The organism is [Borrelia] turdi (assembly GCF_008828755.2).
Taxonomy (GTDB): Bacteria; Spirochaetota; Spirochaetia; order Borreliales; family Borreliaceae; genus Borreliella; species Borreliella turdi.
In genome coordinates this window covers 303,661-319,419 of the sequence record NZ_QBLM01000001.1, presented here as the reverse complement: position 1 = coordinate 319,419, position 15,759 = coordinate 303,661, and the positions used below count along the sequence as shown (strand labels likewise).

The window sequence follows — 15,759 nt, the reverse complement described above, 5'->3', positions numbered from 1 at the left end:
TATTATTATTAGTAATTATTTATATGTGATTTATTAAGGTGAAAGTTTTGTTTTAAGGTTTTAATCATATTAATGTTATGTTTGGAGAGCTTTTATGACCGATGAGAAGTTAATCGACGCTAATCTGAAAAATACTAAACGATTTCTTTATCTAGTTTTATTAGGATTTCTTTTTTTAAATTTTTTATTTATAGGCTATTCTTATATGAATCATAAAAATGAATATTTGGATCGCTTTAAATTTGATGCTAAGTTGTTTTTAAACAGTGTGTCTGCTGTTATTAAGGCTAAGTATTTGGAATCCTCTAGATTTCTTGAAGAACTTGTAAAAGATAGCTATAGGTTTGGGATACTAGTGAATTCTTCTAAAAGCTTTCTTTTGTCTTCGAGTTTAAAATTGGGTGATAGTTTGGATGAAAATAGCGAGTTGTTTTTAAAGTCAAGAGAATTTAGCTCTATAGATAAAATTTTTAAAACTATTCCTGTATCAGAAAATTCGCTAGAAGGTATATTTTATGTTCCTATAGGGAAGAATGTTTTAATATCAAATTCAAATTTTTCATCTTTGGGGTTAAAAGACATTAGATTAGATCCAATTTATTCTGTTCCTGTAGAAAAAAATTCTAAATATTATTCAAGGTATATGAGAATAGATGGGAAAATTTATTCTGTAGTAAGTTTCCCTGTAAGAGATTCTGTTTCAACATTGGGCGTTATAGGGATTTTAGTATGTTTTGATGAGGCATTTGATATGATTGAAAATCAGCTGTATTCTTCACTTAAATTTAGTAGTAAGAACTATAATTTTTTTATGCTTGATAGAAATTATATGCCCATTTTTTTCAACTTTAATAATCTTAAGTCCAAATCTTTTTCTACAGTTTATAGTGAGAATGTTTTGAGCAAAGTTATAAATTATACTAGAAAAGATTCTTCTGATTCTCAGCACACTTTTAATTATGGGAGTGATTATTATTCTTTAAACTTTGTAAAAACCGATGATTTTTTAATTCAAGGATTGATTTTTAATGTCAATTCTATTCCTATTATGTTTAAGTCAAATTGGGTTATATTTTTTATATTTCTATTATCATCTTTTGTGATTATATTTTACTTGTGTAATACTTTTGTTTTTTCATTAATTAATGATTTTAACAAAATTGTTGATTATCAAAAATCAAAAATAGATTCTTTTAGTCTTGAGCCTGCTTTAGAGGTTAAGTATTCTTCGGCTATTATTTCTTATATTAGTTCAAGGCTAGACAGCCTTTCGTCTAAGAGTAAAGAGTCTTTTGAGAAGATAAAATTTTATTCTGAAGATTTAAATGATTATTTAGAACAAATAGAAACTGCAATATTAAATACTGAGAGTATAGATTCTAGCGTTTTGGCTTATGAGCAATTAAGAGATACTTTTTCTAGATTTGAAAAATCAATTGTTGATATTTTAAAAGGTTTTGAATCTGTTGCTGATCCGATTAATGACCACAATAAGTATATGTCCGAGATCTCATCAAATTTTGAAGAGAATGTTAGTTTTTTTTATAGTATAGATAAAAATTTAGAAATTTTTAATAAAGTTGCTACTACAAATTCTACTGATATTGAAAATATTAAAAGTAAAGTTTTTGATTTAAATATTGTTTTTGAAAATGTAAATAAAAATTTTGCAGATCTTTTATCTCAAACGAACAGCTTGCAAAGTGCAAATAAACTTTTAGTTTCAATTTCAGCTCAGACCAATATGCTTGCTATGAATGCAGCAATTGAAGCAGCAAAAGCAGGTGATGCGGGTAAAAGTTTTGCAGTTGTTGCTGAGGAGATTAGAAAGCTTGCTATTAATTCTGGAAAATATTCTAAAACTATTAAAGATGAACTTAAAACGGTTGATAGCATTATTTCGGTAATTAATTCAGAGATTGACACAATTTATAAAAATTTTATAGATATTCAAGATAATGTGGACAGCAATTTTTCAAGACATGAAAAAGTAGATCTTACTCTTGCTAAGCATTTTAAAGAAATTGGTGAGTTTAAAGAAAGGTATTTATCTTATGATACTAAGATCAGAGATGCTAAGAATATGTATAAAGAAATATTTAATAATCATTTTTTTGTTAGCAGCAAGTTTAACAATTTTAGTCAGGATTTAAAAGAGTTTAAAGTTTCTAAGATGAATTTAGATGCAGTAGCTTCTCTTCAAGAATATTCATCTTTGGTGAAATCTTCTAAGGGTAAGATATTAAAGACAAAGGAATTGATTCAAAAGATTAATGATGAGATTAAAGATATTCTTTTCTAATTTTTTTGATTTTTAAATCCTATATAAAGAACTTCTTCTTCGAGTAAAAGCCCAGTTTGCAAGTAGACTTCAGTTTTTACTTTTTCAATCAAGCTTTTTACTTCATTTGAAGTGGCATTGTCAATGTTGATAATAAAGTTTCCATGATATTTAGATACTGCAGCACCCCCAATGCTTAGCCCTTTGAGTTTGCACTCTTCAATTATTTGTCCACTAGGTTTAAGAAATGCTTTATTGTTTTTAAAAGTGCTCCCACTACTTGGGAATAAATAGTGACCTTTGTTTATTCTTGTTTGTTTGTTTTTATTCATTTCCTCTTCAATAATTTTCTTATTTTCTTTTTTTAAATTCAATTCAACTTTCAATATGAGAAAGTTTTTATTTTGAAAAGGTGATATTTTATACTTAAATTCTTCTTTTTTAAATTCTTTGCAAATAGTTTTTCCTTTATCATTTATAAATGTAATTTTTTTTATTATTTTAGAGATTTCATTTCCAAAGCATCTAGCATTCATCCATACAGCGCCTCCTAGCGTTCCGGGTAGTCCATAGATAAATTCTAGGCCACTTAAACCGTTGTTGAGCGCAATTTTACATAAATTTTCAAAATTTGCACCACATTCAGCGACAATTTTATTTTCGTGAATTTCTATTTTGTTTAGATGGCCAGTGTATACTATTGGGAAATCAAGTTCTTTCTCATCATTGACTAAAATATTAGATCCTCCTCCGAGAATAAATAGTTTAATTTTTTCTTCTATTGCTGCTTTAAAAATATTTTCGGCTTCTTGAATATTTTTAGGAATGAGAAATAATTTCGAAATGTTTCCAATTTTATATGTTGTATAGTCAGTTAGATTTTTTGTTTGAGGCTTTATATTGATTTTTTTAAAAAAATTATTTAGGCTTTTAAACATACTTACTTAATAATAAATTAGACTTTTTATTTTTTCAATTTTGAGAAATGTATGATTTTAAAATTATATAATACTAGAACGAAGGATTTTTCAGAATTAACAAGCTTTGATGATGTTAAAGTATATGCTTGCGGGCCTACTGTTTATAATTATGCTCATATTGGAAATCTTAGAACTTATATCTTTGGAGATTTATTAATTAAAACTTTAAGGTTTTTAGGGTATAAAGTTAACTATGCAATGAATATCACAGATATTGGGCATTTAACAGGTGATCTTGATGATGGAGAAGATAAAGTTGTTAAAACTGCAAGAGAGAAAGGTCTTACAGTTTATGAGATTAGTGAATTTTTTACAGAAGCTTTTTTTAAGGATTGTAAAAAATTAAACGTTACATATCCTGATAAAGTTCTTATTGCAAGTAAACATATTCCTATTATGATAGAGGTTGTTAAAATTCTTGAAGAAAAAAAAATCACTTATTTTTCTAATGGTAATGTGTATTTTGATACTTCTTCTTTTAAAAGCTACGGTGAGATGGCTGGCATTGACTTGATTGATAAGGATATGACTTTTTCTAGGGTTGATGTTGATAAGTTTAAAAAGAATAAAACCGATTTTGTTTTATGGTTTACTAATTCTAAATTTAAAGATCAGGAAATGAAATGGGATTCTCCTTGGGGATTTGGTTATCCGAGTTGGCATTTGGAGTGTGCTGCTATGAATTTGGAGTATTTCAAAGATACACTTGATATTCATTTAGGAGGAGTTGATCATATTGGGGTTCACCACATAAATGAGATAGCAATAGTAGAATGTTTTTTAGATAAGAAATGGTGTGATATTTTTGTTCATGGAGAATTTTTGATAATGGATTATAATAAAATGTCAAAGTCACGTGGGGATTTTATTACAATTAAAGACTTAGAAGAGCAAAATTTTTCTCCTCTTGACTTTAGATATTTGTGTTTGACATCACATTACAGAAATCAATTAAAGTTTTCATTTAATAATCTTAAAGCAAGCAAGATTGCTAGAGAAAATATGATAAACAGGCTAAGTTATTTTTATGCATCTTTAGATCCAGCTGATTTAAATATGCTTAATAAGGATTTAAAAAATTTTGGTTTTAGCATAGAAAAAGAATATTACGATTTTTTTGTAGAAAAAGTTTCTTTTGATTTGAATGTTTCTCAAGGATTAGCTTTGCTTTGGGAGGTAATTAAGTCTGAAAATCTAAGCTTTGTTTCAAAGCTTAGATTGGCTTTTATTTTTGATGAGATTATTTCGCTTAATTTAAGGGAAGAGGTTTTGAAAAATTTTAAAAGTCATGATGTGGTTGTTGACGATAATATGAAAATTTTGATTGAAGAGAGAAGAATAGCCAAATGTGAAAAAAATTTTAAGCGCGCTGATGAGATTAGGGATTTTTTTGCTAAAAGGGGTTTTGTTTTGGTTGATACTAAGGAAGGAACCAAGGTTAAAAGAGGCTAGTATTTGGCTATTTTTTTAAAAAACAAATATTTTTATTTAAGCTTAATTTTTATTATTTTTTTATTTTTATTTGTTTTTTCAGGATTTTTATTTTATTCAAAGCCAATTATTTATGATATATCTCCAATTCCCACTTCTCACAAGGATATTATTGTTATTAAAGGTAACAATTTAGGCTATAGTATAGGAGAGATTAATATTAACAATAATTATTTGGTTAAAAGTAGTATCATTAGTTGGAATAATACTGAAATAGTTTTTAAAATTACAGACGAAGTAAATTCTGGACTTATTTTTGTAAAAAATGGAAGCGGGACTAGTAACGAACTTTTTCTTGTTATTAGTAGACAAGTTCCTGTTAAAGTTAATAGAGAAAATATACCGGTTATTTTTTCAGAAAATAAAATAATTTTAAATGCAAATTCTTCAACTTTATTGCAGGGTATGAATTTGTTTTCACGTTCTAGCGATATTCAAATTTTTCTTGAAACTAGGGATAAACTTTATACAATTTTGCCCCAAAATATTTTAAATGTTTCTGAAAATAGAGTAGAATTTATTTCTCCTAAAACTTTAAATTCTGGTGGTAAGCTTTATGTCTTATTGGACAATCTTCAAAGTAATAAGGTTCCGTTCTCTGTTAAAGATTCTTTTTTCAAGTGGACTTTGAGCGATTCAAAAAAGTTTACAATAATTGAGGAAATTTATTTTACTCAAGATATTAGCAGCAATTTTGATTCAAACCCCGAAGATATTAATTTTAATATTTTTTATTTAAGGCCTGTTGAGAATGAGCGTCAAAAAATTACAGAGTGTAGTAATGAGTATTTTGATTTTAATTTTAATATTAGTAATTTATTTTTTGCAAATCTAAAGACAAATAAATTTATTTTTAAGACTAGGGTAAAGACCCATAAACTTAATTTACAATTTTTGGATGTTAAATATTTAGAAAGTATTGAGGTTAATAGAGATATTAACAATCAAGAGTACAAAACATATATTCAGAGCAAAAAAAAAGATTATTTGTCTTATAGCTCTGTTGATTTAATGTCGTTAGATTCTATAATTTTATCTATAACTGCTGGGAATAATTCAGCTTATAAGCTAGCTAAAGCAATTATTGATGCTTTGACTTTAAATTTTGAAATTGTCGAGAATAATTTAAGTTTAAAGGATTCTATTAAAGAAAGAAAAATTTCATCTAGCAATTTAATAGTTCTTACTAATTTATTATTTTTAAAGTACGAGATTCCGCTGAGAAATATAGTTGGGCTTTACTATGATCCTAATTCTCTTAAATTGAATGAGCATTTTTGGTTTGAATTTTTTTTGGATGGGGTTGGTTTTGTATATTTTGATATAATAAATGCAGTATTATTTAAGGATAGCTCTAAGTATTTTTTAAATATGTCTGAAAACTATATTCAATATGGGTGCAAAGAGGATTATGATAAAAATGAATTTTTTGATGGATATTCAGATTCTGGGTTTTTAAAGTATAAAAGCTTGACAAACGGATCGTATTCTTTAATGCATAGGTTTGTTTTGGAGGATAATTTTTGATGAGAGATGATCAAATATTTAATTTAATTGAGAAAGAGAAATTAAGAGAAAAGGAACATATTGAGCTTATTGCATCTGAAAATTTTGCATCTTTAGAAATAAGGCAGGCTGTTGGAAGTATTTTAACTAATAAGTATGCTGAAGGATATCCTTTGAATAGATATTATGGTGGTTGTTCTTTTATTGATGAGATTGAAACTTTAGCAATTTCAAGGGCAAAAGAGCTTTTTGGTGCAGAGTATGCTAATGTTCAACCTCATAGCGGATCTCAGGCCAATATGGCTGCCATAATGGCTCTTATTAATCCGGGTGACAGAATCCTTGGCATGCAATTGTCTCATGGGGGACATTTAACTCATGGCAGTAGAGTAAATTTTTCTGGCATATTTTTTAACACTTATTTTTATGGTGTTTCTAGGGATTCTGAGCTGATTGATTATGATGAGGTTCTAAAAATAGCTAGAGATTGTAGGCCAAATTTAATAATAGCCGGAGCTTCTTCTTATTCAAGAGAAATTGATTTTAAGAAATTTAGAGAAATAGCAGACGAAGTTTCTGCTTATCTTTTATGTGATATTGCGCATATTGCGGGCCTTATTGCTACTGGTTTTCATAATTCTTCGATTGATGTGGCACATCTTACTACGAGTACTACGCATAAAACTTTAAGAGGGCCAAGAGGTGGAATAATACTTTCCGGAAAAGATTTTAACAGGTTAGTAAATTTTAATGGAAAAGAGAAAGCATTGTTTAATGCTGTAAATTCTACAGTTTTTCCTGGCACTCAAGGAGGTCCTTTAGTTCATGTTATTGCAGGCAAAGCTATTGCATTCAAAGAGGCTCTTCAAGAAAATTTTAGAGAATACATTGCCAATGTAATAAAAAATACCAAAGTTATGGCTGAATATTTCAAATCGGAAGGGTTTCGAATTGTTAGTGGAGGCACAGACAATCATTTATTTTTGATTGATCTTAGCAACTTGGATATCACGGGTGCTGATGCTGAGAAATTGCTTGAAGGTGTAAATATTACTTTAAATAAAAATGCTATTCCTTTTGATAAAAAAAGTCCTTCTTTGGCTTCTGGTATTAGAATTGGGGGCGCTGCTATTACTTCTAGAGGTCTAAATGAAAGCGATTCTTTAAATGTTGCTAAATTTATTGTTAGAGCTTTAAAGACAAGGTCTGATATTGAATTAAAACAAATAAAAAAGGAAGTTGTAAAATTTATTAGAGATTTTGATATGCCTTAATTATGTTTGGAGGTTATGAGCAATAAATGCCAAGCTTAATTAGAACATTTTTTTTAGTGTTGTTTTTTATTTTCATTTTTAATCCCATTTTAATAGGAATGCTTTTTATATTATTTCCTTTTATTTTGATATTATTTAGCTTTTTAGGTGTTTTTAGAATTTATTTTACAAGGGATTATTCATATTCTAGATCTAGAGAGTTTGAATTTTATAAACTTTCTTTTTTATTAATGGCCAAATTATTATCTATTTTGGGAACTGTAACAGGAGAACAGCTAAGTTATGTTAACTTTATTATCAACTCTTTGAATTTGTCCGAACGTGGTAAATCAGAATTGTATACTATTTTTCATTCTGCTATTAATAAGAATAATAATGCGGATAAAATTTTGTATACCCTCAAGCTTGGCTATTTTCAACATAAAGATCTTTTTATATGGCTTTTTGCTGCTCTTAAAGAAATTAATAAGCTTTCTAGGTATAAAAACTTGGAAGCTGAAAAATTTATTTCTTATGTTGGCGTTTTTCTTGAACTTGAATCTGATGGTTATGAAGCTTATAAAGATATTAATATTAAAATTGTAAATCCCTATAGTGTTTTGGGGTTAACTTATAGTGCCAGTGATGATGAGATTAAAAAGGCTTATAAAAGTCTTGTTATAAAATATCATCCTGATAAGTTTACAAATGATCCTGTAAGGCAAAAAGATGCAAATGATAAATTTATTAAAATTCAAGATGCTTATGAAAAGATTTGTAAAGAAAGAAATATGAAGTAATTAATTATTAATTTGTTTTAAAAGATAAAAAAAGAAGGGTCAAAAGCCCTTCTTTTACTGTTAGCTTCCGCTGTAGGCTACTTTGAATTGCAAAAAAGCACTACCAATAGCGGCGTTATTTGCGTTTTTATTAGCAAGTTCTATAATGTTATTTGAATCCCATCCAATTGAAATTGTTGTAAATCTTATTAGTTTTTCAAGACTAAGTCCTGTTTTTAGATAAATTTTTGTAGCATCGCTTGAGATTTTATTAGGAGGCCCTAAAAGGTATGCTCCAATATAAGGTACTACATACGCTTCTGTTGAAATAGATTCTATTGGAATTGCATAATCAAGATATAAAGCTATACCTAGATTCATTGCGTCTTCAAATGTAAGATTAGGGGCTATAGCTTGGGTGTTTGTTGGATTTTGTCCAGCTTTATTGTTTTCATTAGTAGTTGAGCTTGTTGTAGGATAGTTTTCTACAGATTTTTGTCTTAAAATATCATAAAGACCAATAGATGTTATCCATCCTAGTCCATTTATAAGTCCCTTTTTATTGTCTTCATAGCTTGAGATTTCAACATTTAAGCTTTGAAATGCATTTTCGGATATGGTTTTTAATTTTTTTTCTGTATCCTTGGATCTGTAGAGATTTTGTCCATAACTTATTCCTAATGCAACTCCAGATTTTTTGTCTTGTTCTCCAAATAGTCTTGTACTGTAAGAATCAGATCCCCCAATCTCCCAAGATTCTTTTTCACCAGTGTCTTTATTCCAAGCAAGTCCTATGCTTGCTCCTGTTGAAAATGCAATGCCCAGTTCTGTATTTTTACTAAAATTAAGAGCATTACCATTTGGATCGAATGTATCTTCAGCTTTTTTATTAGGATCTAAGGACGTTCCTTTTTTATAATTTGCTGCTTTTGAGATGTGTCCAAATACGGAAAAATCGCTTGCAGAAGGATCTATTCCAAAATCAGTACCCATTTGTAAAATAAGATAGGTATTTTTATTGTTGATTTTTGTTAATCCAAGCTTATATTTGGCTCCAAAAGATGCTAAAATTGCAGAATTTGATAAAGTTGGACTCAATAAATCGTTACCAATTACGGATTTATCTTTTAAGGAATATGTTATTGATGAATTATTGAATGTTTTATTTCCATAAGCCCCTGATAAGCCAAAATTTAATTCAAAAGGTATTTCTGCAATTACAGACTCGGTATCTTCATTTTGATTAAGTAGATTTTTTATTGGTTTCCATGTTGCTTGAAATCCATAAAGAATTCCTTGATAAGTTTTATTGTATGGAGTGTCTTTGTCATTCTCTTGATTTCTGTTACCTGTACCTGTTCCTCCTATTGCAAATGTAAGGTCAATTTGTGGGAGTTTATATCCCATTTGAATTGTTCCTATATTTTTAGAAGTACCTCTTGCAAGAATTGTACCCCTTACTATTCTATCATTGCTTGGAAATCCATAATAAGTGCTTTTAAATCCGGTCATAGGCGCGAAACTAAATAGAGATTCTTTATTAAAGTCAAAATCTGTCATAGTACTTATTTTAATGGAAAAATCGTATATATTAATTTGGGCTGTTATATCTCCCAAGTCAAGTTTAAATGGATCATTCTTTTTGCCGTCTGCTTTTAAAGCAAGATCTTCTACCTTAATGTAAGCTGAGAATGGATCATCTTTGCCTAGTTCGGGATTAGCCTCAAATGGTTTAAGATTAATAGTAATTTTGCTTTTGTTTTCAAATCCAGGGACAAGCTCATCTATATCTAATCTGAATTCACTTGTGTTTTCAATTCCAAATGTGGGTATCCACGGGTTTATTTTAAATATATCTTTTTCCTTTAATTCATCTGCTGCAAATATTGCTACAGATGTAGTTAAAAATATAATTAATTTATATAGAATATGATTTTTCATAATTATACCTTCCTGTTGTAACTATAAACTTTTTATTAGTTCTAGTTATTTATTAAACGTATTAATAAAATGTATTGTATACATGTTATTATATTGTACATAATAGCATGTATACAATATTAAAACTATTGGGTAAAAATTCAAAACCATATTATTATTTTATGATTTTTAGATTATTTAAATTTATAAATAAGATTAATTTACAATAAAATTAATCTTATTTATTTTAAATGATTAATTTATACTAAATAAACCAGTAGCCCCGTTGCTAAAATGTAGTATAAAGCGTAAGGCATTGTTTTTGATAAAAGCTTACCTTCTTGTCCAATTAATCCAGCAGTTGTTGTTGCTATTGCGATGTTTTGGGGAGAAATCATTTTTCCTCCAGTTGCTCCTGTTGTGTTTGCTGCTGCAAGCCAGTAAGGATTTATTCCAATGTTTTCTGCCATTTGTGTTTGTAAAGGTCCAAAAAGAACATTTGAAACTGTGTCACTCCCTGTTAAAAATGTTCCAATAGTCCCAATTAGTGGACTAAATAATGGGCCAAATTTACCTGTTATTATTGAGATTCCATTAGCAAGATCTCTTATCATTCCACTGTATGTCATTAATCTTGATATTGCAACAATGCATATGATTATAAATGAAGATAGTGCCATTTTTTTCAAGGTTAGTGTAAATATTTTTAGTTGTTTTAATATTGGGACTCCTCTTATTGAATAAGATATTATTGTTGCAAGCATAATTAAAAAGCCTGGAGAGGTAATCCATTTAAAGTGCAGGGGATTTGCTCCTGGATAAATGCTAACAGTGCTTTGAAAAGTTTTTAGGTATTCATGAATTTTGTTAAAAAGAGGAGATACAAGCACTATAAATACTACTATTAAAATGTATGGTGAACAAGCAATAATTCCTTTTGATAGAGGGATTATGTTTTTGTTTTGGTATTCGTACACGTCTTTATTTCCAAAAAACTTTGCATAAACTATTGTTATTGTCATAGAAAGAATGCTTCCAAGGATTGCGGGAAGTTCAGGCCCCAAAGTTTTTGATATTAATACTTGAGATATTGCCATTGACATTCCGGAGAGTAGGGTAAGAAGGAATACTCCTTTTAATCCTTTAATACCTCCTCCTGTAAGAATTACTAATACAAAAGGTATTGTTAAGGTTGGAAGTATTAATTGTAATGCAATCTCAGATGAAACAGTGTTAACATCTAAGTTAGTTGCTTGAGCTAAAGATATTATAGGAATTCCCACAGATCCATAAGCGGTTGATGAGGTATTCATTATTAAACAGATTAAGCAGGCAAAAAATGGTTCAAATCCCATTGCTATTAATATTGACACAGGGATTGCAACGGCAGTTCCATATCCAGCAACTCCTTCTAAAAAATTTCCAAATCCCCATGCTACTAGCAAAACTATAATCCTTTTATCAGAAGATACGCTTGATAATATATTTTTAATAATTTCTATATCTTTTTGATCTTCTGACATTTTGTATGTAAATATGGCGGCAATAATTACGGTTACTATTGGCCATATCCCCATTAAGGCTCCTTCAAGCGTTGCAAGACTTGCGCTTACTATTCCTAAGTTTTTATAAAATATCACTATAGCAGTAGTTGTTATTAATGATATAGGTATTACATAGTAAGCGGGCTTTTTTATTATTCCAAGTCCAATAATGATTAGGATTATTGGTGTTAAAGCCATTATAAAATCATAAGAATTCATAAAAAATTGCTCCTTTTAAATTGTGTTATAATAACAATCAATAAATAATATATAATTTTAATATTACAACATGAACAATATCTATGTTATTAAAAGATTATTATTAACTTTATTTTTAGTTTTTTCCTTGCCTTGTGATGATCTTTTTGCAGTTAATTTAGCTAAAATTAATGAATTATCAAAGCATGCAAAATCAATAGTTTTAATGGATTTTGATACTAAGCGCATACTTTATTCTAAGAAGCCCAATTTAATTGTTCCTCCGGCATCGCTTACAAAGATTGTTACAATTTATACGGCTTTAATTGAGGCTGAAAAGCGAAATATAAAATTAAAAAGTATAGTTCCTATTAGCGAGTCTGCTGCATATTATAATGCACCTTTGAATTCTTCTTTAATGTTTTTAGAAAAAGGTCAAATTGTTAATTTTGAAGAGATTTTAAAGGGACTTGCAGTTTCGTCGGGCAATGATGCTTCTATTGCAATTGCTGAGTTTGTAGTAGGTGATTTAAATAGTTTTGTTAATTTAATGAATATTAATGTTTTAAATTTAGGGCTTTTTAATATGCATTTTGTAGAACCTTCTGGATACAGTGATGAGAATAAAATTACGGCATTAGATATGGCTTTTTTTGTAAAATCTTATATAGAAAAGTTCAAATTTATGCTTAATATCCACTCCTTAAAGTATTTTGTTTACCCAAAGAGTAAAAATTTAGGAACTACTTTATCATCAAAATTTTTAAACTTAAAACAAAGAAATGCCAATTTATTAATATATGATTATTCTTATTCAGATGGTCTTAAAACAGGATACATTAAGGAATCAGGCTTAAATCTTGTTGCTACTGCCCAAAAGGATAAAAGAAGATTAATAGCAGTTATATTGGGAGTTGAGAAAGCAATTAATGGGGCTGGAGAGAAGATGAGGGCTTTGATTGCAAAAAATTTATTTGAATATGGATTTAATGAATATTCTAAAGTTTCTTTAATAGTAAAATTAAAAGAAAAAGTCTATAATGGTACAGTAGATACAGTTGCTCTTTCTCCCAAAGAGCCTTTTTATTATGTTTTAACTAAAGATGAATTTGATAAAATTAATATAAGCTATGCTGTTGATAAGTTGGTTGCTCCTCTTAGTGGGGATATGCCTGTTGGGAAGGCTATGATTTTTTTAGAAAATGAAAAAGTAGGAGATGTTGTTTTGTTTAGTAGTAAGGTAAATAAACTAGGGTTTTGGCAAGGTCTTTATAAGAGTTTTATAAATTTTTTTAAGAGAGATTAAATTTTATGTTAAATCATTTTAATTTTAAATTAAAAAGAGATGTTACAATAATAGTTCCAGGTGAAGCTTTTGTTTCAAACAAAAGAGTTATTTCTACAATTCTTGGTTCTTGTATTGCTGTTGTGCTTTGGGACGAATCAAGCAATTTAATTGGAATGAATCATTATGTCCTAGTTAAGTCAGACCTTGATATATCTCTTGCCCAAAGGGGAAGGTATGGAGTTTATGCTATTCCCATGTTAATAAATGCGATGTTGGAAAATGGAGCTAATAAAAACAATCTTAAGGCCAAGCTTTTTGGAGGAACTAATTTTATGGCAAAAGGAGCGATTAAAGTGGGACTTGAAAATTCGGAGTTTGCTGTTAATACATTAAATAAGTATCGTATTCCAATATTAACTAAAGATTTTGATCAATCTAAGTCACGAAAGATTTTTGCTTTTCCTGAAAACTTTAAAGTTATTGTTGAATATCCAGATGGAACAAAGGTTTTTTAATTTTGCTTGATGATTTTTTTAAAAATTCTCTCAATCAATTTCAATATGAAGCAGTTACCACTATTGAAGGCGCTCTTTTAATTATTGCTGGTGCTGGCAGTGGAAAAACAAGGGTTGTTACTCATAGAATAGCGTATTTACTTCTAAAAGGTATTGCTCAGAAGGAAATTTTAGCCTTAACTTTTACTAATAAGGCGGCTAATGAAATGAAAGATAGAATTAAAAAAATTTTGAAAAGACCTCTTAGTAACCTTATGGTTTCAACTTTCCATGCTTTTGGACTTTTCTTTTTAAAAGAAAATTATAAATTGCTAGGATATAAAAAAAACTTCAGCATTTATGATGATAATGATAGAATTTCTCTTCTTAAAGAGATTTTACTTGATGAAGGCCTTTTAAATAAAAAAGTTTCTTTAAGTTCACTTAGTAATGTTATTTCACTTTTAAAAAATGGGATTCTTGTCCTTAATGATTTAAATAAAGAAGATATAAATATTTTTAAACTTTATGAAGAGCGATTAAGGCTTTATAATTCTTTTGATTTTGACGATTTAATTTTAAAGCCAAAAGAATTGTTAAGTAACAACTCTGATCTTAGAAATAAATATTCTAAAAGATATAAGTATGTTTTGATTGACGAGTTTCAAGATACTTCTTTGATTCAATATAATTTTGTTCGCCTTTTAATAAATCATGGTAATTTATGTTGTGTTGGAGATGATGATCAATCAATATATTCTTGGCGTGGTGCTAGTTATAACAATATGGTGCAATTTGAAAAGGATTATAAGGTTAAAGAAATAAAGCTTGAACAAAATTATCGTTCTTCAAAAAATATTTTAGATGTTGCTAATTCTGTGATTTTAAATAATAAAAATAGAAAAGAGAAGACTTTGTGGTCTTCAAAGATGTGTAATAAAGTTATAGATGTTTTTATATTTGAGGACGAAATTCAAGAATCTGAGTTTGTTGCAAATCAAATCATAGAGCTTTCAAGGCTAGAAGGTTTTCAATCTAAAAAGATAGGAATTCTTATGAGAACCAATGCTCTTTTTAAAAACATTGAGATGATTTTAAAAAGACAGGGCATAAAATATAAAGTTTCAGGGGGAACATCTTTTTTCCAGAGAAAAGAAATAAAAGATATTATTTCTTATTTAAATGTAATAATAAATCCTAAAAGTGATTATGATTTGCTTAGAATCATTAATGTTCCAAGAAGAGGGATTGGTAAGGAATATTTGAAAAAAATTAGAGATATAGCAGACAAAAAGGGCTGCTGTATTTACGATGCGCTTTGTGATATTACTTTTTCTTTTACAAACATTTCTAGTTACGATAAGGCTTTAAATAAACAGGTAATTGAAAGCATAGAGGATTTTGTATCTTTTATTGAAGAGTATCAATATAAATTTAGTATAACAAAAAACATGTATTCTAATATAATCAGAGAAATGATAGAAAGTATTGAATATTGGGGATTTTTAGTTAATGAAAATCCAAATTCAATCAAGGTGGCTGAATATAAATATCAAAATGTAGAGGGGTTTTTAAGTATAATTAAAAATTGGGAATCTAAACAATTTGGTGAATTGAGAGATTTAAGTAGTTTTTTAAACTACATAGTTCTTCAATCTAACGAAGTGAGTGAAGAATCTGAAAATATTAATATTAATTTAATGACAGTACATTCTGCTAAAGGCTTGGAATTTGATTATGTATTTTTTATTGCCGTTGAAGACAATATTATTCCACATCATAGAATTATTGAAGATAGTGATGCTGGCTTGGAAGAGGAGAGGAGAGTTTTTTATGTTGCATTAACTCGTGCAAAAGATTCTCTTATTATTACTATGGCTAATAAGCGGAAAAAAGATAGGCAAATTTTTGAACAGCTGCCTTCAAGATTTATTGCAGAAATTCCTAAAGAATTTTTAAATTTTAATTATTATACGGATTTTGTTGAAAGTAAAGCTTAATGAATATTATTGAATGAATTTTAAG

General features: G+C 28.4%; 11 protein-coding genes. 8 read left to right on the top strand and 3 right to left on the bottom strand.

The window, feature by feature from the left end; all coding sequences use genetic code 11:
- Nucleotides 1–94: 94 nt before the first annotated feature.
- Entirely contained in the window at nucleotides 95–2,302 is a 2,208-nt protein-coding gene (locus tag DB318_RS01445) for a methyl-accepting chemotaxis protein (RefSeq protein ID WP_151074148.1), read from the top strand.
- On the opposite strand, the gene murB is transcribed toward DB318_RS01445, so the two are convergent.
- A complete protein-coding gene (murB, locus tag DB318_RS01440; RefSeq protein ID WP_151073614.1) occupies nucleotides 2,299–3,219 on the bottom strand; it encodes a UDP-N-acetylmuramate dehydrogenase in 921 nt (306 codons plus the stop codon). The two genes, DB318_RS01445 and murB, sit on opposite strands and share 4 nt — an antisense overlap.
- Nucleotides 3,220–3,270: 51 nt before the next feature.
- Between murB and DB318_RS01435 the strand changes: the two genes are divergently transcribed.
- From DB318_RS01435 to DB318_RS01420, 4 genes are read left to right on the top strand one after another with little or no spacing between them, the layout of a single operon-like run.
- The gene (locus DB318_RS01435) at nucleotides 3,271–4,713 is read left to right on the top strand and encodes a cysteine--tRNA ligase (protein ID WP_151074147.1); all 1,443 of its coding nucleotides are present in this window, start codon (nucleotides 3,271–3,273) and stop codon (nucleotides 4,711–4,713) included.
- 3 nt (nucleotides 4,714–4,716) lie between these two features.
- Nucleotides 4,717–6,279: an IPT/TIG domain-containing protein gene (locus tag DB318_RS01430; protein WP_151073616.1), complete on the top strand. Its 1,563-nt coding sequence runs from the start codon at nucleotides 4,717–4,719 to the stop codon at nucleotides 6,277–6,279.
- Nucleotides 6,279–7,532: a serine hydroxymethyltransferase gene (gene glyA / locus DB318_RS01425; RefSeq protein ID WP_151060495.1), complete on the top strand. Its 1,254-nt coding sequence runs from the start codon at nucleotides 6,279–6,281 to the stop codon at nucleotides 7,530–7,532. Before DB318_RS01430 ends, glyA begins: the two co-directional genes overlap by 1 nt.
- Nucleotides 7,533–7,558: 26 nt before the next feature.
- Nucleotides 7,559–8,311: a J domain-containing protein gene (locus DB318_RS01420; protein ID WP_151074146.1), complete on the top strand. Its 753-nt coding sequence runs from the start codon at nucleotides 7,559–7,561 to the stop codon at nucleotides 8,309–8,311.
- Nucleotides 8,312–8,371: 60 nt separating this feature from the next.
- Here DB318_RS01420 and DB318_RS01415 read toward each other — a convergent pair whose 3' ends face one another.
- Nucleotides 8,372–10,231: an integrin-binding adhesin P66 family protein gene (locus DB318_RS01415; RefSeq protein ID WP_151073618.1), complete on the bottom strand. Its 1,860-nt coding sequence runs from the start codon at nucleotides 10,229–10,231 to the stop codon at nucleotides 8,372–8,374.
- A gap of 239 nt (nucleotides 10,232–10,470) precedes the next feature.
- On the bottom strand, nucleotides 10,471–11,973 hold the full coding sequence (locus DB318_RS01410; protein WP_151074145.1) for a lactate permease LctP family transporter: 1,503 nt from the start codon (nucleotides 11,971–11,973) through the stop codon (nucleotides 10,471–10,473).
- Nucleotides 11,974–12,043: 70 nt separating this feature from the next.
- On the opposite strand from DB318_RS01410, the gene DB318_RS01405 reads away from it, so the two are divergent.
- From DB318_RS01405 to DB318_RS01395, 3 genes are read left to right on the top strand one after another with little or no spacing between them, the layout of a single operon-like run.
- Nucleotides 12,044–13,258, top strand: coding sequence for a D-alanyl-D-alanine carboxypeptidase family protein (locus tag DB318_RS01405; protein WP_151060236.1), 1,215 nt, complete (start codon nucleotides 12,044–12,046; stop codon nucleotides 13,256–13,258).
- Between the two features lie 5 nt (nucleotides 13,259–13,263).
- Nucleotides 13,264–13,755, top strand: a complete 492-nt coding sequence (locus tag DB318_RS01400) for a chemotaxis protein CheD (protein ID WP_151074144.1) — start codon at nucleotides 13,264–13,266, stop codon at nucleotides 13,753–13,755.
- A 2-nt stretch (nucleotides 13,756–13,757) separates the two neighbouring features.
- The gene (locus DB318_RS01395; protein WP_412677493.1) at nucleotides 13,758–15,734 is read left to right on the top strand and encodes an ATP-dependent helicase; all 1,977 of its coding nucleotides are present in this window, start codon (nucleotides 13,758–13,760) and stop codon (nucleotides 15,732–15,734) included.
- Nucleotides 15,735–15,759: the final 25 nt, after the last annotated feature.

Excerpts from the sequence above, each read along its gene's own strand:
- DB318_RS01435 (WP_151074147.1), top strand. The coding sequence starts at position 3,271 with ATGATTTTAAAATTATATAATACTAGAACGAAGGATTTTTCAGAATTA.
- DB318_RS01400 (WP_151074144.1), top strand. The coding sequence starts at position 13,264 with ATGTTAAATCATTTTAATTTTAAATTAAAAAGAGATGTTACAATAATA.
- DB318_RS01415 (WP_151073618.1), bottom strand. The coding sequence starts at position 10,231 with ATGAAAAATCATATTCTATATAAATTAATTATATTTTTAACTACATCT.
- DB318_RS01410 (WP_151074145.1), bottom strand. The coding sequence starts at position 11,973 with ATGAATTCTTATGATTTTATAATGGCTTTAACACCAATAATCCTAATC.
- murB (WP_151073614.1), bottom strand. The coding sequence starts at position 3,219 with ATGTTTAAAAGCCTAAATAATTTTTTTAAAAAAATCAATATAAAGCCT.
- DB318_RS01405 (WP_151060236.1), top strand. The coding sequence starts at position 12,044 with ATGAACAATATCTATGTTATTAAAAGATTATTATTAACTTTATTTTTA.
- DB318_RS01420 (WP_151074146.1), top strand. The coding sequence starts at position 7,559 with ATGCCAAGCTTAATTAGAACATTTTTTTTAGTGTTGTTTTTTATTTTC.
- DB318_RS01445 (WP_151074148.1), top strand. The coding sequence starts at position 95 with ATGACCGATGAGAAGTTAATCGACGCTAATCTGAAAAATACTAAACGA.
- glyA (WP_151060495.1), top strand. The coding sequence starts at position 6,279 with ATGAGAGATGATCAAATATTTAATTTAATTGAGAAAGAGAAATTAAGA.